This window comes from Rhodoferax sp., assembly GCF_010365055.1.
Lineage (GTDB): Bacteria > Pseudomonadota > Gammaproteobacteria > Burkholderiales > Burkholderiaceae_C > Rhodoferax.
Genome location: NZ_JAAFHA010000047.1, coordinates 1 through 17,397 on the forward strand (window position 1 = coordinate 1; position 17,397 = coordinate 17,397).

General features: G+C 61.2%; 16 protein-coding genes. 4 read left to right on the forward strand and 12 right to left on the reverse strand.

Annotation, left to right across the window (positions count from 1 at the left end; all coding sequences use genetic code 11):
* The coding region (locus GZ093_RS11850) for an NAD-glutamate dehydrogenase domain-containing protein (RefSeq protein ID WP_296486138.1) at positions 1 to 1,878 on the forward strand (1,878 nt) is incomplete at its 5' end.
* A gap of 66 nt (positions 1,879 to 1,944) precedes the next feature.
* Here the strand turns inward: GZ093_RS11850 and GZ093_RS11855 are convergent.
* From GZ093_RS11855 to GZ093_RS11890, 8 genes are all read right to left on the reverse strand, one after another.
* A complete protein-coding gene (locus tag GZ093_RS11855) occupies positions 1,945 to 3,720 on the reverse strand; it encodes an ABC transporter transmembrane domain-containing protein (protein ID WP_296486139.1) in 1,776 nt (591 codons plus the stop codon).
* A 208-nt stretch (positions 3,721 to 3,928) separates the two neighbouring features.
* Positions 3,929 to 5,095: a carotenoid 1,2-hydratase gene (locus GZ093_RS11860; RefSeq protein WP_296486140.1), complete on the reverse strand. Its 1,167-nt coding sequence runs from the start codon at positions 5,093 to 5,095 to the stop codon at positions 3,929 to 3,931.
* Positions 5,096 to 5,103: 8 nt separating this feature from the next.
* A complete protein-coding gene (locus GZ093_RS11865; RefSeq protein WP_296486141.1) occupies positions 5,104 to 6,147 on the reverse strand; it encodes a PLP-dependent cysteine synthase family protein in 1,044 nt (347 codons plus the stop codon).
* A gap of 7 nt (positions 6,148 to 6,154) precedes the next feature.
* Positions 6,155 to 6,931: an ATP-binding cassette domain-containing protein gene (locus GZ093_RS11870; protein ID WP_296486142.1), complete on the reverse strand. Its 777-nt coding sequence runs from the start codon at positions 6,929 to 6,931 to the stop codon at positions 6,155 to 6,157.
* Positions 6,932 to 6,965: 34 nt separating this feature from the next.
* Entirely contained in the window at positions 6,966 to 8,090 is a 1,125-nt protein-coding gene (locus GZ093_RS11875; RefSeq protein WP_296486143.1) for a succinylglutamate desuccinylase/aspartoacylase family protein, read from the reverse strand.
* Between the two features lie 21 nt (positions 8,091 to 8,111).
* Positions 8,112 to 8,825, reverse strand: a complete 714-nt coding sequence (locus GZ093_RS11880) for an ABC transporter permease subunit (RefSeq protein WP_296486144.1) — start codon at positions 8,823 to 8,825, stop codon at positions 8,112 to 8,114.
* Positions 8,825 to 9,511: an ABC transporter permease gene (locus tag GZ093_RS11885; protein ID WP_296486145.1), complete on the reverse strand. Its 687-nt coding sequence runs from the start codon at positions 9,509 to 9,511 to the stop codon at positions 8,825 to 8,827. Before GZ093_RS11885 ends, GZ093_RS11880 begins: the two co-directional genes overlap by 1 nt.
* A gap of 32 nt (positions 9,512 to 9,543) precedes the next feature.
* Positions 9,544 to 10,311 carry an ABC transporter substrate-binding protein gene (locus GZ093_RS11890; RefSeq protein ID WP_296486146.1) on the reverse strand — a complete coding sequence of 256 codons (768 nt, stop codon included), beginning with the start codon at positions 10,309 to 10,311 and terminating at the stop codon, positions 9,544 to 9,546.
* Between the two features lie 374 nt (positions 10,312 to 10,685).
* On the opposite strand from GZ093_RS11890, the gene GZ093_RS11895 reads away from it, so the two are divergent.
* Positions 10,686 to 12,194, forward strand: a complete 1,509-nt coding sequence (locus tag GZ093_RS11895; protein ID WP_296486148.1) for a sensor domain-containing diguanylate cyclase — start codon at positions 10,686 to 10,688, stop codon at positions 12,192 to 12,194.
* A 138-nt stretch (positions 12,195 to 12,332) separates the two neighbouring features.
* Complete coding sequence (locus GZ093_RS11900) at positions 12,333 to 12,947, forward strand: hypothetical protein (protein ID WP_296486149.1); 615 nt, start codon at positions 12,333 to 12,335, stop codon at positions 12,945 to 12,947.
* A 280-nt stretch (positions 12,948 to 13,227) separates the two neighbouring features.
* On the opposite strand, the gene GZ093_RS11905 is transcribed toward GZ093_RS11900, so the two are convergent.
* Complete coding sequence (locus GZ093_RS11905) at positions 13,228 to 13,647, reverse strand: type II secretion system protein (RefSeq protein WP_296486150.1); 420 nt, start codon at positions 13,645 to 13,647, stop codon at positions 13,228 to 13,230.
* On the opposite strand from GZ093_RS11905, the gene GZ093_RS11910 reads away from it, so the two are divergent.
* On the forward strand, positions 13,646 to 13,867 hold the full coding sequence (locus GZ093_RS11910) for a hypothetical protein (protein WP_296486152.1): 222 nt from the start codon (positions 13,646 to 13,648) through the stop codon (positions 13,865 to 13,867). The two genes, GZ093_RS11905 and GZ093_RS11910, sit on opposite strands and share 2 nt — an antisense overlap.
* On the opposite strand, the gene GZ093_RS11915 is transcribed toward GZ093_RS11910, so the two are convergent.
* The 3 genes from GZ093_RS11915 to GZ093_RS11925 are packed head-to-tail and all read right to left on the reverse strand — an operon-like array spanning position 13,864 to position 17,384.
* Entirely contained in the window at positions 13,864 to 14,370 is a 507-nt protein-coding gene (locus GZ093_RS11915) for a hypothetical protein (RefSeq protein ID WP_296486154.1), read from the reverse strand. The genes GZ093_RS11910 and GZ093_RS11915 overlap by 4 nt on opposite strands.
* Positions 14,371 to 14,372: 2 nt before the next feature.
* On the reverse strand, positions 14,373 to 15,611 hold the full coding sequence (locus GZ093_RS11920; RefSeq protein WP_296486156.1) for a type II secretion system F family protein: 1,239 nt from the start codon (positions 15,609 to 15,611) through the stop codon (positions 14,373 to 14,375).
* Between the two features lie 6 nt (positions 15,612 to 15,617).
* Positions 15,618 to 17,384: a GspE/PulE family protein gene (locus tag GZ093_RS11925; RefSeq protein ID WP_296486157.1), complete on the reverse strand. Its 1,767-nt coding sequence runs from the start codon at positions 17,382 to 17,384 to the stop codon at positions 15,618 to 15,620.
* Positions 17,385 to 17,397 lie beyond the last annotated feature (13 nt).

Here is a 17,397-nt window from a genome sequence, read left to right on the forward strand (position 1 = left end):
ACCACACCGTTCACCGTCGTCGGTATTGGCGACATGTCGGGCGACGTTTTTGGCAACGGGATGCTGCTGTCCGAACACATCCAGTTGGTGGTTGCGTTTGACCACCGCCACATCTTCATTGACCCCACGCCCGATGTCGCGCTCACCTTCGCTGAGCGCCAGCGCCTGTTTGCGCTGCCACGTTCGAGTTGGGACGACTTTGACAAGAGCCTGATCTCAGAAGGGGGTGGCGTTTATTCGCGTGCCGCCAAGTCGATCAGGCTCTCGCCCCAGGCCCGCGCCGTCATTGGCATTGAGGCTGAGGAACTCACCCCGGTGGCACTGCTCCATGCCATTTTGCAGGCACCGGTCGACCTCATCTACAACGGCGGTATTGGCACCTATGTCAAGGCCACTTATGAGTCTCATGCCCAAGCGGGCGACAAGGCGGGCGACGCCTTCCGCGTCAATGGCAGCGAACTGCGCTGCAAAGTGCTGGTCGAAGGTGGCAACCTCGGTTGTACCCAACTGGGCCGGGTCGAGTTCGCCCAAAAAGGCGGCTTGATCTACACCGATGCCATCGACAATTCAGCCGGTGTCGATTGTTCCGACCACGAGGTCAATATCAAGATCCTGCTGGACCGGGTGGTGGAGGCGGGTGACTTGACGCTCAAGCAGCGCAACGACTTGCTGGCCTCCATGACGGATGAAGTCGGTCATTTGGTACTGGCCGACAACTACTACCAGACCCAGGCGCTCGATATCGCCTGCCATCGTCCGCTGTATGTGCTGGACGGCCAACAGCGCCTGATGCAGTGGCTTGCAGGGGCAGGGCGGCTGAACCGGGCGATCGAGTTTCTGCCCAGTGACGAGGAGATCGCGTTGCGACGGTCCAAGAAGCAGGGCTTGACCGCACCAGAAGGCGCCGTGCTGTTGGCCTATGCCAAGATGTCGGTGTTTGACGACCTGGTGGCCAGCAACCTGCCCGATGACCCCTACTTCAGCGGCGCTTTGAAAGCCTACTTCCCCAAGGCGTTGAGCGAAAAATTCAGTGATGCCATTGCCCGGCATCCGCTCAAGCGCGAGATCATCTCGACCTATATCACCAACACGATGGTCAACCGCACCGGTGCGACATTCGTGAACTTTTTGGCCGCAGAAGCCGCGGCAACCGCTGCCGATGTGGTGCGGGCCTACACCTTGGCGCGTGAGATTTTTGATCTGGAAACCCTGTGGGACCAGATTGACGCGCTCGACTACCAGGTCTCGACTTCTTTGCAGCTGGACCTGCTGAGCAAATTGACTGCCATTGCACAACGCGCTTCGCGCTGGATGCTGCGCTTGCGCGCCAAGGACACCGATCTGCCGACCCTGATCCAGCGCTACCAGCCGGGTGCTCGTGAGCTGCGTGGCAACTTGGAGTACTGGTTACCCGCCCAGGCCATGGCGAACTGGGAGCAAGCGACCCAGACTCTGGTGCAGGCCGGTGTGGCACAGGCGTTGGCGCAAAGCCTGACGGCTCTGGAGTTCATCTTCCCGGCGCTTGATCTGGTGGACCTGGTGCAAAGCACCGAGGCCGATTTGGAGCAGGCCGCGCGCGCCTACTTTGGTGTCGAGGGTGCCCTGGGCCTGAGCGCTTGGCGCACACAAATCAACCGCTTGCCGACCGACAGCCTGTGGCAGACCCAGGCCCGGGGCAGTGCCCGCGACGACGTCTACTCGATTGCCAGCCAGATCACCGGTAGCCTGCTGTCGGGCGCTCAGAGCCTGTCGGACTGGACGGCTCAGCATCAAACGACGATCGACCGCCTGTGCAAGTTGTTGCAGAACATCAGCACCCAGAGTCCGGACCTGGCGCCGATCTCGGTGGCGCTACGTGAACTGCGGCATCTGGCCTGAGTTCTGGCCTGCTCACGATCAGACGCTCAAGGATGGAGTATTCGGGCCTCTGGTCTTGGCCACGGCTCAAGCGTTGAACTGCAAAGCCGCCAAGCCCGCATAAACACCACCGTGCGCCACCAGTTCGGCGTGCGTGCCTTGCTCCACCAAACGGCCGTGGTCCAGCACCACGATGTGGTCTGCCTTGATGACGGTGGCCAGGCGGTGCGCGATCACCAGCGTGGTGCGCCCGCGCATGGCGCTCTCCAGCGCCGCCTGCACCATGCGTTCGCTCTCGGCATCGAGCGCACTCGTGGCCTCATCGAGCAGCAGGAGCGGCGGGTTCTTCAGCATGGCGCGGGCAATGGCAATGCGCTGGCGCTGGCCGCCACTCAGGCGCACGCCGCGTTCGCCCAGAAAGGTGTCGTAGCCTTCTGGCAGGGCGCTGACGAATTCGTCTGCAAAAGCGGCTTGCGCCGCCGCCTTGACTTCGGCATCGCTGGCCTCGGGTCGACCATAGCGAATGTTCTCCAGTGCGCTGCTGGAAAAAATGACCGCGTCTTGCGGCACGATGCCGATGCGCTGGCGCAAATCATGCAGGGACAAGTCGCGTGTCGCCACACCGTCCAGATGGATATGACCGGAATCGGGGTCGTAGAAACGCAGCAGCAACTGGAACACGGTACTCTTGCCCGCACCGCTGGGCCCCACCAGCGCCACGGTTTGCCCCGGCTTCACCGCCAGTGAAAAATCAGCCAGTGCCGCTTGCTGCGGGCGTGACGGATAGTTGAAGGTCACTTTTTCAAAACTAATAGCACTTCCCGCAAGCTGCACGGGGGCTGGAGTCGGATTTGAGGGTGAATTGATGGGAGACTGGCTGCTGAGCAACTCCATCAACCGCTCGGTCGCACCGGCCGCGCGCAGCAAGTCGCCATAGACCTCGCCCAATATGGCGAACGCGCTGGCCAGGATGATGACGTAGACCACAGTCTGCCCCAAATGCCCGGCGCTGATGCGCCCGGCCATGACCGCTTGCGTACCCTGGTACAAGCCCCACAAGAGCGCCGCCGACGTGGCAATGATGATGAATGCCACCAGCACCGAGCGCGCTTTGGTGCGCCGCACCGCCGTGTTGAAGGCGTTGTCGGTGGCGGCGTTGAAGCGCGCCGCTTCACGCGGCTCGGCGGTGTAGCTTTGCACCACCGGAATCGCATTGAGCACTTCGGCCGCAATGGCGCTGGAGTCGGCCAGCCGGTCCTGGCTGGCGCGCGACAACTTGCGCACGCGCCGACCAAACCACAGACTGGGCAGCACGATCAACACCAACACGCCCAGCACCTGAACCATGACCATCGGGTTGGTCCAGATCAGCATGCCCAAGGCGCCGATGCCCATCACGGAGTTGCGCAAGCCCATGCTCAGCGACGAGCCCACCACGGTCTGCACCAGCGTGGTGTCCGCCGACAGGCGCGACAACACCTCACCGGTCTGGGTGGTTTCAAAAAACTCTGGGCTTTGCTGCAGCACATGGTTATAGACGGCGTTGCGCAAGTCAGCGGTGACACGCTCTCCCAGCCAACTCACCATGTAGAACCGTGCCGCGGAGAACAAGCCGAGCGCGACCGCCACGGCAAACAGCGCCACAAAGTGCTCACGCAAGGCCATCACCTGGGCGCCTTTGTCCGCTTGCACCAGGCCACCGTCAATCAGGCTGCGCAGGGCCACCGGAAAAGCCAGTGTGGCCGCGGCCGCCATGACCAAGAACAGCAAAGCCAGAGCGATACGGCCGCGGTAGGGACGCAAGAAGGGCAACAGGCCCGAGAGCGATTTGGGATTGGAAGGTTTGGGGCGTTCGCTGGTCATGGGGCCTCAGGTTGGGGTGAATCAGGGTCGCCGCAAGGACTGCCCCTGAATTTATATAAAATCGGTCTCTAGCCCTTATGCCTATTGCTTAGTATGCTACTGTAACTATAGTGTAAAAAGATCGGCGTTGACGGCTGGCCTTGTCTGGGGTGCTGCTTGCCTCTTGGCCATCTTGCCGTCTTGTCGACTCAAGCGTCTGCGACCAAGCCTAGAGCCGCAGCGCCCCGGCATAGCCGGTCATTTCCAGGTAGCCGCGCCCGACGGCTTTGCCCTGGCTGTCCAGCAGCCCGCTCAAGCCTTCCCAGTACACCGCGCCGGTCGATTGGCGGCTGTCGAGTTCCTGGTCGTCGACGACGGCTTGCACACGGTAGACCGCAACCGGTGTGCGCACCTGCCACTCCACCGGGTAGCGCGCCTGCGTCAAAGGGCTGCGCCAATAGCGCAGCGGTTCAAACAGCACCTCTCCCGGCGCAAAATCTCGGGCGGGCGCACCGGGTGCGGGCGGGCGAAAGGAGCCACCGGCCCAAACGGCCTTGCCCGCCGCGTCGCGCAGTTGAAAAGCAGTCAGCGCACTGCCGTCCATCAGGTTCATGCCGATCCAGTCCCAACCGACTGCTTGCGCTGGCAGCATCGACTGGCTCCATTCATGGTCGAGCCAGGCCGCCTTCGGGGCATTGACGTCCAACTGAAATTGCTGGCCCTGCAGCGTGATCTGGCCGTGCACTGCCAGTTGCGGCAGGCTGTAGTAATAGCTCGCCTGCGCTGCCTGCGGCCCCTTGCGCGAAAGCCCGCCGTCCCCCTGCAATAGCCAGTCCTGCGTCTCGGTGCACTGCAAGTCCAAGCTGAAGTCACGGCCTGCAACCTGGGCGCGGTAGCGTGAGCGCCGTCCCGCGCCAGCGTTGACGCCTGGCGCTGCCAGGCCCGCCTCGCGCTTGAGCGACCAGTCGCGCAAACGCAGCTCGGTGTCGGCGTCGCTGGCGCCAGCCAGGTCGATCTCGGTGCTTCCCGAGGCACGCGCAATGCGCTGGTCGTGCCAGAGTTTCTTGCCCTGCACATCGGTCACCGCGGCATGGGCAAAGATCAGCTGCTTGGCTGCAAAGCGCGAGCGCATCGCCTGCGTGGTGGGCACCCGGGAGCGAAAGAAGGTGACTTGAAAGCCGAAGTCCCGCTCGCCTGAACGGGCGTGGCCAGTCAGGTACCACCATTCAATCGCGTAGTCGGGGTGGCTGCCCAGATCCCGCGGGGCTTGCAGCCGGCGAGGCGCCAGCACGGGCGTTGCGCCGCTTTGCGCCAGCGCGGTCCCGGGCCACAGGGCAGCGCCCAGACTGCTTGCCAGCAGCTGTCGTCGCAACAGGCCAAATGTTACGGGCGCCATGGCAAGCGTCAAGCCAGTTGCGCCTGTATTGCCCGCTCGGACGCGCTGCAGTCACCAAAGTGCTGCTGCACCCAGTTGGAGTCAAAGTAGCTGGCCAGGTAGCGCTCGCCGGCGTCACATAGCAGCGACAAAATGGACCCTTGCTGGCCCTGCGCACGCATCTCGCTGGCCAGGGCCAACATGCCGACAAAATTGGTGCCGGTCGACGGCCCCACCTTGCGCCCCAGCAGTTGCGACAACACGCGCATGGCGGCCACGGAATCGACATCGCTGACCTCCAGCATGCGATCAACCAAGGTGCGGATAAAGCTGGCCTCCACGCGAGGGCGGCCAATGCCTTCGATGCACGAACCCGGTCCGGTCAAGCTGGCGTTGCCGGTGCGGTGAAATTCTCCGAATACCGATCCCTGTGGATCCGGTACGCACACCTGGGTGGCGTGGCGCTGGTGGCGCACATAGCGACCAATGGTGGCGCTGGTGCCACCGGTGCCCGCGCCCACCACAATCCAGCGCGGCACCGGGTGGCGCTCGCGCGCCATTTGCGTGAACATGCTTTGCGCTATGTTGTTGTTGCCGCGCCAGTCGGTCGCGCGCTCGGCATAGGTGAACTGGTCCATGTAATGGCCGCCGGTTTGCTCTGCCAGCGTGCGGGCTTCGTCGTAGACCGCAGGGGCACTGTCCACCAAATGGCAGCGTCCACCATAAAAGGTGATCTGGGCAATTTTTTCTGGCGATGTGTTTCGCGGCATCACGGCGATGAAGGGCAAACCCAGCAGGCGCGCAAAGTAGGCCTCGCTCACTGCGGTCGAGCCGCTGCTCGATTCCACCACGGTCGAGTCCGCGTGCAGCCAGCCATTGCACAGCCCATACAAGAACAGCGAGCGCGCCAGCCGGTGCTTGAGGCTGCCGGTCGGGTGTGTGGACTCGTCCTTCAAATACAGGTCAATGCCGCAGCGGGCAAAGCCGGGCAGGGGCAGGGCAATCAGGTGCGTGTCAGCGCTGCGCTGGTAGTCGGCTTCAATGAGCGCGATGGCGTTGTGCAGCCACTTCATCGCTGACTTACTTCAGGCTGCCCGACAAAAACTGCGCCAGCCGCTCGCTCTTTGGGTTGGCCAGCACCTGGGCCGGATTGCCCTCTTCTTCAATCACGCCCTTGTGCAGGAAGATCAGGTGGTTGGCCACGTCGCGGGCAAAGCCCATTTCATGTGTCACCACCACCATGGTGCGGCCCTCCAGGGCCAGCGTCTTCATGACCTTGAGCACCTCGGACACCAACTCCGGGTCGAGCGCACTGGTGGGCTCGTCAAACAGCATGACCTCGGGCTCCATCGCCAGCGCGCGGGCAATGGCCACGCGCTGCTGCTGGCCGCCGCTCATGTGCGCCGGGTAGCGGTCTTCCATGCCGGCCAGATCAACCCGCTTGAGGTATTTGCGCGCAATCTCCACGGACTCATCGCGCGGCACACCCATCACATGCACGGGTGCCTCGATGATGTTTTGCAGCACCGTCATGTGCGCCCACAGGTTGAAGTGCTGGAACACCATCGCCAGCTTGGTGCGCATGCGCTGCAGCTGTTTGGGATCGGCAGCATTGAGTTCGCCATTGGCGCCTGCCACCAGCTTGAGCTCTTCACCGGCCACCACGATGCGGCCCTGGTGCGGCTTTTCCAGCAGGTTGATGCAGCGCAAAAACGTGCTCTTGCCCGAGCCCGAGCTGCCGATGATGCTGATCACGTCACCGGCATGCGCGGTCAGGGACACACCTTTGAGCACCTCGACACTGCCGAAGCGCTTGTGAATGTTTTCTGCCTGGAGTTTGATGGTGGATAGGGTCATGGATGGATGGGGTAGGCAGAGAACAATAAAAGGCTCAGGCGCCCAGCAACTCGCCGGTTCTGAAGGCGACGGCGCCGGCAATTTTGCCCAGTTCACCGCCGGCAGTGATGTAACGGTCGCGGATGCGGGCGTAAAAAACACCGTCCACGCCGGCCAGCACCCGCTGCGTCTGGTTGGCAATCGGGTCAATCACCTCCGCCACCAGATCACCGATCTGCAAAGTCTGGCCGACTTCGGCCGCGAATACCACCAGGCCGGGGGCAGTCGCCTTCAGGGTTTCGGAGCCAGCCAGCGGCGTGGGCCGGCATTTGAAGGCGGGCACCGTCGGGGCTCTTTTACAAGCCAAGAGCTGGCTGTGTTTGAGCCAGTCAATAATGGCTTGCGCATCCTGCTCGGCCAGCGCATGGCTCACGTCGAGCTCACCGCGCAGCTCGATGGTGGTGCTGCAGCAGCCTTGCGGCAGCGGACGGCCCGGGCCGGAAAAATCCTCTGCCAGCCGCCACCACGCCCCGGACAGGCATTCGTCAAAGGGCCCGCTGCCTGAGTTTTTGGCCAGCAAAATCGCTTCACTGCCCAGAAAGCGTGCCAGCGGCTCGAGCTGCGGCCAGCAGGCTTCTTCGGTATAGAAATGCAGAACGCCTTCACAATCACAGTGCAGGTCCAGCACAAAGTCGGCGTCATGGGCCAGCGTCAACAAGCGGTGGCGCAGGCTTTGCAGTTCAGTGTCAAGCACCCAGTTGCCCAGGTAGTTGCCCATCGCTTCGCGCACCAGGGCGATGTTCGCTGTTGGGTCCGCGCCCAGCGCATCACGCACCAGCGGCCCGACGGCGCCGGCCAGGTCCGGGTAATGACGGTTGAAGTTCTCAGACGTGTCGAGATCAAAGCGGCCCATCGGCCTGTGATCCACGCGCTGCGCCAAACCCAGCGGATTGGCCACTGGTACCAAGATAATTTCGCCTTGTATCTGGTCGGCCGCCTCAGCGTTTTCGAGCAGAGCGCGCAAATGGTGCGCCACCAGCATGCCCGGCAACTCTTCAGCATGCAGGCTGGCCTGGATGTAAACCTTGGGGCCGCTGCCGGGCTGGCCCCAATGAAAGCTGGTCAGCGTCTTGGTGCTGCCCAGGCTGCTAGAGAGCAGGGGATGATCAATGCGAAGCATGGGGTGTCAATTTTCCTGAAATCAAATCTTGCGAGGGGCCAGATACGCCAGCAGTCGAGTCTCGCTGAACTTGAAGAAGCCGATCAGGCAGAAAGAGGCCGTGAGGTAGATTGCGGCGGCCGCCAGATAGGCCTCGAACGGCAGGTAGTAGTCCGAATAGATGCGGCTCGCCGCCGCCGTGACGTCCAGCATCGAGGGCACGGCGCTGGCCAGGCTGGTGGCGTGCAGCATCATCACCACCTCGTTGCTGTAGGCCGGTAGCGTGCGCCGCATGGCGCTGGGCAGCACGATGTGCAGCATCACCTTGAAGCGGCTCATGCCGTAGGCCTGCGCGGCCTCAATCTCGCCGGCGGCGGTCTCCCGAATAGCCCCGGCCAGCATCTCGGCGGTGTAACCGGCGGTATTCAGGCTGAAAGCCAGCAGCGCACAAAAGAACGCGTCTTTGAAATGGGTCCACGGCCACACCGTGTCCCAGCGTTCCTGAATCCACTCCAGTTGGCCCAGGCCGTAATAGATCAGGTAGACCTGAATCAACAAGGGCGTGCCGCGCATCACATAGGTGTAGGCGCCAACCATCCAGCGCAGCGGCGCCCACGGGCCGGTCAGGGCCAGCGCACACAGCAGCGCAAGCACGGCGCCGACTGCCAATGACGAAAACAGCAGACCCAGCGTGGTCAGGATGCCGGTGCCGTAGAGCGCCAGGTTTTGCGGCTCAAAGATGACGGCGAAATTCATTAAAGCTGCACCCGTTTGGTACCCAGGCTGTAACGGGCGTTGAGCCGGCGCAGTACCCAGAGCGACACCGTGGTGTAGATCAAGAACAGCGCGGCGGTGAATAAGAAGTAGGCAAACGGCGAGCGCGTGGCGGCGCTGGCCTGCTTGGCCAGGTAGGTCATTTCCTGCAAGCCAATCAAGCTTACCAGCGCGGTGGCTTTGATCAGCACCAGCCAGTTGTTGGTGAAGCCGGGCAGGGCATAGCGCACCATCTGCGGGGCCGTGATGCGCAAAAAAGTCTGGGTGCGGCCCATACCAAAAGCCCAAGCGGCTTCAGCCTGGCCCTTGGGAATGGCCAGAATGGCACCGCGAAAAGTCTCGGTCATGTAAGCGCCATAGATAAAGCCGATGGTCAACACGCCGGCCAAAAACGGGTTGATGTCAACCGTGGCTTCGCTGCCCATGGCCTCTAACAGATTGTTTAAACCGATGGTGCCGCCATAAAACACCAGCAGCATCAGCACCAGCTCCGGGATGCCGCGGATGATGGTGGTGTAGAGCGTGGCAAGCGCCACCAAAACGGGACGGCCCGATAGCTTGGCCCCGGCACCGGCCAGGCCCAAAAAAACCGCCACCAGCAAGGCTGCCAGCGACACGCCCACCGTCAGTACCGCCCCATACAGAATCGAGGTGTAGTAAGAACTCATCGGTGGGGCGGTGGCTGGTGGCTAGTGGCTAATTACTTGCCGTAAACGTCAAATTTAAAGTATTTGTCGTTGATCTTCTTGTAGGTACCGTCGGCACGAATAGCCTTGATGGCGGCATTCAATTCGTTTTTGAGCGCCGTGTCACCCTTGCGCAGGCCGATGCCAGCACCAACACCAAAGTATTTTTCAATGTAGAGCTCTGGGCCCACCAGGTTGTAGTCCTTGCCTTCTGGCTTGCTCAGGAAACCACCGGTGACTTCAACAAAGTCGGCCACGGTGCCGTCCAGACGGCCGGACTTGATGTCCAGATAGACCTGGTCTTGAGCTTCGTAAGGAACCACGTCAACGCCTGCGGTCTTGAGCTCGCCCATGGCGTATTTTTCTTGTGTACTGCCCTTGAGCACGCCGATTTTTTTGCCCTTCAGAGAAGCCGGGCCGGTGAACTTCACCTCTTTTTTCACCACCACGCGGCTTGGCGTGTTGTAGTACTTGTTGGTGAAATCAATCACCTTCAGGCGGTCGGCGGTGATCGACATCGAACTGATGATGACATCGTATTTCTTGGCTTGCAGCCCCGGAATCATGCTGTCCCAGACTTGTTCGACGAACACGCATTTGCGCTTGATCTGCTCGCACAGCGCGCTGGCAATATCGACGTCGAAGCCGGTGGGTTTGCCGTCGGCGGTCTTGAAGGTGAATGGCTCGTAAGTCGGGTCGATCGCGACCTTGAGGTCTTTGCCTTGCGCAAAAGAGACGACACAAAGCGATCCCAAAGCGATGGCGAGCAGGAGTTTTTTCATCAATAAGTCCTAAAAAAGCCGCAGACGGACCACGGCGGGGGTAAAAATGAACAGAGATTTCATTCTACGTTCTGTGAACCGCGAGAAAAGGCATGGTTTTCCATAAGCCGCAGCCTTGTATTCGCCAAAATCATGAGTCTGAAGCAGAGCTGAACGCGCGCTGATGCCGAATCCTTCGGGGGAACAACTGGTCCACTTGTGGCCGATCCTGGACACCGCCCGCGGCACCGCGCGGCTCATCTTGGGTGCGTCAGGGCAACGGCGCATAATCGGGCCAAGCTATTTGTATCGTTTTGTAAGCGCGAAAATAGCAGGTGGCGCAAGACCCATTAATTTGCCAAGTTGCCTCAGACATCGGTCGCTGGCATCTCACCATGAAGCACGCGATTCACTGGAATCTTTTGAGTCCCTTCATCCGCAACGCTTTGTTGTTGGCTGGCCTGATCAGCGTCGGTTTGGCTGTCTGGTCCCGCTATGGGTGGATTGTGCTGGGCTGTCTGGTGGCTCTGGCCTTGATCGTGTGGCAAGGCACACGCTTACTCATGACGCAGCGCAGACTGGCGGAACAGTATCGTTTGGTGCTGTTGCAAAAAAAGCGGCTCAGAGAAAGTGAATTCCGCTGGAAATTCGCCATTGAAGGTTCAGGAGACGGACTGTGGGACTGGAATGTGGCCGACGGGACCGTATTTTTCAGCGCGCAATACAAAAAAATGCTCGGTTTGACGGTTGACGAGATGGGTAATCAGTTGCAGGAGTGGGAGACACGCGTTCACCCCAATGACGCGTCAGGGAGCCTGGTTGCATTGCAGTCCCACCTTGATGGCCAGACGCCGGTATATGCCACCCAATACCGCATGCGCTGCAAGGACGGCAGCTACAAGTGGATTCTCGATCGCGGCATGGTGGTCAGCCGCAGCGACGCCGGCAAACCCTTGCGCATGATTGGCACTCATACCGACATTTCTGCGCACAAGGAAGTTGAAGACAAGCTGCAGCTGGCCGCCAGCGTCTTCACCCATGCGCTTGAAGGGATCATGATCACCGATGCGCAGGGCGTGATCATCGACGTCAATCAGGCCTTCAGTCGCATCACCGGCTATGACCGTCAGGAAGTGTTGGGCCGCAACCCGCATCTCTTGAGTTCAGGGCGACAGGGCAAAGAATTCTATGCTGCCATGTGGCGCGATCTGCAGGACAAAGGCAGTTGGTACGGTGAAGTCTGGAACCGGCGTAAAGACGGTGAGGTCTATGCGCAGCTGCAAAACATCAGCGCGGTGCGCGATGCCCAGGGCCAAACCCGGCAGTACGTCTCGCTGTTCTCTGATATCACCGCGCTCAAGCAGCATCAGCAGCAACTCCAGCACCTGGCCCATTTTGATGCGCTGACCGACTTGCCCAACCGCCTGTTGCTGGCCGATCGCCTGCACCAGGGTATGGTGCAGGTGCGGCGGCGCGGACAAGTGCTGGCGCTGGCTTTTGTTGACCTGGACGGTTTCAAGCTGATCAATGACCGTCATGGGCATGAGGCGGGGGACCACTTGCTGATGACGGTGGCGACCCGCATGAAGCAGGCGCTGCGCGAAGGCGACACCCTGGCCCGCCTGGGTGGCGACGAGTTCGTCGCGGTGATGCTCGATCTGGCCGATGAAGCAGCCTGCAAGCCGATGCTGCACCGCCTGCTAGCCGCAGCCGCCCAACCGTTGCAGTTTGGCGGGCAAGTGTTGCAGGTTTCGGCCAGTCTGGGCGTGACCATCTATCCGCAGGGGCAAGCACAGGATGCAGACGATATAGACGCCGACCAGCTGCTGCGCCAGGCTGATCAGGCCATGTACCAGGCCAAGCTGGCGGGTAAGAATTGCTACCAGTTCTTTGGGGCTGACTAGTTTCAGGACGTCCTGGCGAATTTGAGCTGGCCTCTCTTCTGCTCCCCTTTTCCACTGTTTCAGTCATCCGGCGGCGCTGGAGCTTGACGTAAACTCAAGCGCCGTCACCCCACAACACAACCTAAAGTCAAGAAGAAGATGCAAAACCCTGTCGTGGCGGATTTATTGTGGCGCTCGCTCGCCATCTTTTTGTTGATCGGCGCCTTGATGGGCGTTGCTACGGCGCTGTTGCTGATCTTCAAACCGCAGCTGCTGCAGCGCATCAACCGCGTTGCCAACCACTGGGTATCGACGCGCCACATCAGCCAGTTGATGGACCGCAGCATCCGCACCGAGCGCTGGTTTTACCGACACCATTTGGTGATGGGGCCTTTGGTCGTGGTCGGAGCGGGCTACATGCTGCTGTATTTTGGCTGGCTGCTGGACCGGGCCGCGGCCCTGCGCGCTCTCAAAGGTTATATCGCCAACCCGCCGTTGGCCGGCGCTTTGCTTGACGTGCTGCTGCTGTTTGCGCTCATTGGCGCGGTGGTGGCGCTGCTGATCGGCGCGGTCTACTGGGTTCGCCCCAGCCTGTTGCGCGGCCTTGAAACCCAGTCCAACCGATGGGTCTCGTCGCGCAAGGCGACGAAGGTGATCGATGTCACGCATGAGCAGGTCGACCGGTTTGTGGTTCAGCATGCGCAAGGGGTAGGCTGGCTGCTGCTGGCGGGTAGCGTGTACCTGCTGGTTGTCATGTTTCGATGGTTGCTGTAACAGAAGAGGGCATCGCACCCGACCAGCTCCAGGGGCGTTGTCGAACTCATGACAATGATTCGCTATGTATTTAATAGCCTCATATGCATATATGACCAGGGCTTCAGGCCTATTTGACAAAGCAATTTGGTCTAATTCAACTTCTTACTTTGAAATTCAAGGGCGAAAAAAAAGCGACGCAAGGTCGCTTTTTTTACTTTTGTCGTTGAGGCTGGATCGGGGTCTGCTTCTCAAGCTTGCTTGATTGAAATTTCGCGCGAATTACCTCTTCGACACGTCATTAATTGCCGGCACCGATGACCTCAAAGGTCACGTCAGGTGACGCGGTGTATCCAGCCAATGTCAACTTGCAAGTTCTGGTTTCCCCATTGGATGCTGTCGCAGCTGCAAGCTCCGTCGACGTTGAAGCTGCGGTATACCCTGTCGGGAATACGCCACCACTCAGGACAGTTCCGACAGATGTACACGTGTTAACGGCCTTGCACTTGGTCGGAGCACTCGCTGCCGTCGCGATCGAACATCCGCCATAGTTGATGGCCGAGGCTGATGCTGCGGCACCTGCCACGCCTTGCATGGATGCCTGCTGAGCATCACCCTTCAAATCCACAAACTTCGGAATCGCCACTGCAGCCAGCACGCCCAAAATCACGATCACCATCACCAACTCAATCAACGTGAAGCCGCGTTGTACTTTATTCATGTTATTTACCTTTAAAAATATTAAAAAACCAGGTTTGAAAATCAATTCAAACGTTTTGCCATCGGTGCTTCCCGCGGGTCGTCTCGATGACAAAGCCATTTTAGGCGCGAGGTTTCTAAAAGCGGCATCTTTACAAAGGCCTGCGCGCCTCGCCGATGCACCGCCCGGGCATGCGTTGACCATGGGAGGCGCAGTTCCTCCATCGCAGCGCGAAAGCTAATTCATCACCTGCCCCTGCCAGACATAGGCTTCCTTGGCCGTCAACTGCCAGGGCCCCGCTTCGCCACTGAGTTGGTACCAGGCCAGCGGCTCGCCACCGGGGCTGTCGAGCCATTCGGCGTACAGCGGCCGGTAGCCGACGCACACGCACACCGGGTCGAACACCCAGCTGCCGTCGGGCGCCGCATCCGCTTGCTCGCGACTCAACTCGCCCCGGTAATTGGCGGGGCGGCGCTGCAGCAGCTCAAAGGGATTGCGTTGCAGCAACGCCACAGAAGCGCCGCCCGGCGTGACGCTGTGGTGCAGATGGTCCAGCACCAGGGCGGTGCGCAGGGCGCCCAGCGTGGTCTTGATGGCCGACAACTCGGCCTGGCCTTGCAGCACCCGCACCTTGTGCATGAACACCAGCGCCAGCACCACGATCAGAGCCGCTACCAGCGACCATTCGACCATGCGCAGGCTCAGGAATGGCGCCGGACCCGGTTGGAGTCGCTCGTTCGCCACGCCTAACCGCCGCCCTTGCCCATGGCGGCCTGACCCAAGTTCCAGAGCGGCAGGAAGACGCCCAGCGCCAGCAGCAGCACCAGCACGGCGATGACCGCCAGCAAGATGGGTTCAATCGCGGCCGACAGGCCCTTGATGCTGTAGTCGGTTTCGCGCTCGTACATGCCGGCAATTTCGAACAGCAGGTTGTCGAGTTCACCGGTTTCTTCACCTACCGCGATCATTTGCAGCACGACCGGGGTAAAGACGCCGGTGGCGGCGGCGCAGCGCGTGATGGTCTCGCCGCGTTCGATGCCGTCGCGCATCTGCTCGATGCGGCTGCCAATGAAGGCGTTGTCCACGGTCTGCGCCACCACGGTGAGCGCCTGCACCAGCGGCACACCGCTTTGGCTGGACAAGGCAAAGCTGCGGGCAAAACGGGCCAGCGTGGCTTTCAAAACAATGTCGCCCACAATCGGTAACTTGAGTTTGCGCGCGTCCCAGCGGTAACGCCCCGCCGCCGTATTCAAGTAGCCGCGTATCAGCACGCTTGCACCAATGGCGCCCGCCAGCAACAATGGCCACCAGGCCAGCATCCAGGCCGAGAAACCCAGCAGCCCGCGCGTGATCAGCGGCAGCTCGGCATGGAAGCCGGCAAATACCTTGGCAAACACCGGAATCACGAAGATATTGAGGATGACGACAGCAATCGCCATGGCGACCAGCACAAAAATGGGGTAGCGCATGGCCTGCTTGATGCGCTCGCGCACGTCGCGCTCGAATTCGAGGTGTTCGTTCAGGCGCAAAAACACCTCGGTCAGGCGCCCGGTCATCTCGCCGACCCGGATCATCGAGATGTAAAAAGCACCAAACACGTCCTGATGCCGCGCCATCGCGGCGGAGAGTTCGCGCCCCTGGTCCAGGCTGGCGCGAATGTCTTTGAGCATGTCGACCATGGCGGGCTTGGTGGCTGAGGCCTCGAGCCCGGCAAAGGCGCGCAGGATAGGAACCCCCGCTTTGTTCAGGGTGTACATCTGGCGCGAGAAAACCAAAATGTCTTCGACCACCACGGGCTTGCGGTTCAGGCGCGCGAACCAGTTGTCAGCGGCGCTCGCGGTCTTTTCGGCTGCCAGCGCAATGTGCACCGGCGCCACACCGATCGACATCAGCTGGTCGGCGACGCCGCCTTCGGTCATGGCCTCTAACTGGCCCTGGACTGCTTCGCCCCGGCCGTTGCGGCCACGCCATGCGTAGGTTGCCATGCGGGCTTAATCCGGCGCGTCCACGGCTTCGTCGACGTCGAAGCCAATGCGCAAGGCTTCCGCCAAGGACGTGCGCCCCTGGCGCACCAGCGCCAACACATGATGCGCCAGCGTAAGGCCCTTCATGCGCTCGCGCGCCAACTTCATGAATGTGGCCGGGTCCGAGTGTGAGGCGGCTTGTGTCAACACCGCGTCCATCTCCAATAATTCGTAGATGCCCTGGCGCCCGGCGTAACCCGTGCCGTTGCAGGATGAGCAGCCCTGACCGCGCTTGGGATTGACGTTTGAGAGCGACTCCCCGGCTTCAACCATGGCGGTCAGCCATGATTGCTCTTGCGGGCTGGGGTCTTGCGGCTCGGCACACTCCGGGCAGTTCAGCCGCACCAGCCGCTGGGCGATGACGGCCTGCAAGGAGGTCGCCACCATGAAGGGCGGCACGCCCATGTCGAGCAGTCGAAACGGCGTGCTGATGGCGTCGCGCGTGTGCAACGTGGACAGCACCAGGTGGCCGGTGATGGCAGCGCGCAGACCGATCTCGGCGGTCTCGGCGTCGCGCATTTCACCCACCAGGATCACGTCAGGATCTTGCCGCAGCGTGGCGCGCAGCACGCGCGCAAAGCTCAGCTCGATCTTGTCGTTGACCTGCACCTGGGTAATGCCGGGCAAGCGGTATTCCACCGGGTCTTCGACCGTGATGACTTTCAGTTCGGCGGCGTTGATCTCGGCCAGCGCGGCATACAAGGTGGTGGTCTTGCCGGAGCCGGTGGGCCCGGTGACCAGCACCAGGCCGGCGCTGCGGCCCAGCACTTCCCGAAAGCGTTTGAGCATGGCCTCGGGCATGCCAATGGCGTCCAGGCGGCGCATGCCAGCGCCCTGGATCAGCAGCCGCATGACCACCGATTCGCCGTAGCTGGTGGGCAGGGTGGACAGGCGCACGTCAATGGTTTGTTCTTTCAGGCGCACGCTGAAGCGGCCGTCCTGCGGCAGGCGCTTTTCAGAGATATCAAGCCCGGCCATGAGTTTGAGGCGTTGAGCCAAGGCGCCGGCAATGCGTTTGTCGGCCAGCGTCTGGGTTTGCAGCACGCCATCGACCCGCACGCGGATTTGCAGACCCGCCTCTTGTGGCTCAATGTGCACGTCGGAGGCGCCGACCTGAATGGCGTCTTCAAACAGCGACTGCAGCAGGCGCACCACCGGCGCGCCCTCGATGCCAGCCGTTGCCGTGAGCTCGCCAAAGTCGACGGTGTCGCCCAGATCCTTTTCCAGTGCGCGGGCCAGGCCGCTGATCTCTTCGGTGCGGCGATAGAGCCGGTCAAACGCCAGGGCCAACTGCGTCTCGGGCACCGCTGCAATGGCAATGTTGCGCTTGAGCAGGCGCGTCAACTCATCAAAGGCAAACAAGTCCAGCGGATCGCCCAAGGCCAGCAGCAGGGAGTCGCCCTTGTCTTCGAGCACCAGGGCCCGAAAACGCCGTGCCGCTGATTCGGGCAGCAGCTTGACCACATCGGCTCGAAACGGGAAGGTCTTGAGGTTGACAAACGGAATGCGCAACTGCCGCGCCAGGCCATTGGCCAGCAGTTCTTCGGTGATGATGCCGGTTTCGATCAGCAAGCGGCCGACCTTCTTGCCGGTTTGGCGTTGCAGCTCCAGCGTTTTTTGCAGCTGTTCCTGAGAAATCAGGCGCTGCTGCACCAGCACGTCACCCAGGCGCAGCTTCTCAGGTCGGCCCGCTGTGGGCATTGAGCGGACCGGGGGGGAAGAAACTGCTGCCATGGGTTAGATCATT

Excerpts from the sequence above, each read along its gene's own strand:
- GZ093_RS11855 (WP_296486139.1), bottom strand. The coding sequence starts at position 3,720 with ATGACCAGCGAACGCCCCAAACCTTCCAATCCCAAATCGCTCTCGGGC.
- GZ093_RS11860 (WP_296486140.1), bottom strand. The coding sequence starts at position 5,095 with ATGGCGCCCGTAACATTTGGCCTGTTGCGACGACAGCTGCTGGCAAGC.
- GZ093_RS11865 (WP_296486141.1), bottom strand. The coding sequence starts at position 6,147 with ATGAAGTGGCTGCACAACGCCATCGCGCTCATTGAAGCCGACTACCAG.
- GZ093_RS11870 (WP_296486142.1), bottom strand. The coding sequence starts at position 6,931 with ATGACCCTATCCACCATCAAACTCCAGGCAGAAAACATTCACAAGCGC.
- GZ093_RS11875 (WP_296486143.1), bottom strand. The coding sequence starts at position 8,090 with ATGCTTCGCATTGATCATCCCCTGCTCTCTAGCAGCCTGGGCAGCACC.
- GZ093_RS11880 (WP_296486144.1), bottom strand. The coding sequence starts at position 8,825 with ATGAATTTCGCCGTCATCTTTGAGCCGCAAAACCTGGCGCTCTACGGC.
- GZ093_RS11885 (WP_296486145.1), bottom strand. The coding sequence starts at position 9,511 with ATGAGTTCTTACTACACCTCGATTCTGTATGGGGCGGTACTGACGGTG.
- GZ093_RS11890 (WP_296486146.1), bottom strand. The coding sequence starts at position 10,311 with ATGAAAAAACTCCTGCTCGCCATCGCTTTGGGATCGCTTTGTGTCGTC.
- GZ093_RS11895 (WP_296486148.1), top strand. The coding sequence starts at position 10,686 with ATGAAGCACGCGATTCACTGGAATCTTTTGAGTCCCTTCATCCGCAAC.
- GZ093_RS11900 (WP_296486149.1), top strand. The coding sequence starts at position 12,333 with ATGCAAAACCCTGTCGTGGCGGATTTATTGTGGCGCTCGCTCGCCATC.
- GZ093_RS11910 (WP_296486152.1), top strand. The coding sequence starts at position 13,646 with ATGTTATTTACCTTTAAAAATATTAAAAAACCAGGTTTGAAAATCAAT.
- GZ093_RS11905 (WP_296486150.1), bottom strand. The coding sequence starts at position 13,647 with ATGAATAAAGTACAACGCGGCTTCACGTTGATTGAGTTGGTGATGGTG.
- GZ093_RS11920 (WP_296486156.1), bottom strand. The coding sequence starts at position 15,611 with ATGGCAACCTACGCATGGCGTGGCCGCAACGGCCGGGGCGAAGCAGTC.
- GZ093_RS11925 (WP_296486157.1), bottom strand. The coding sequence starts at position 17,384 with ATGGCAGCAGTTTCTTCCCCCCCGGTCCGCTCAATGCCCACAGCGGGC.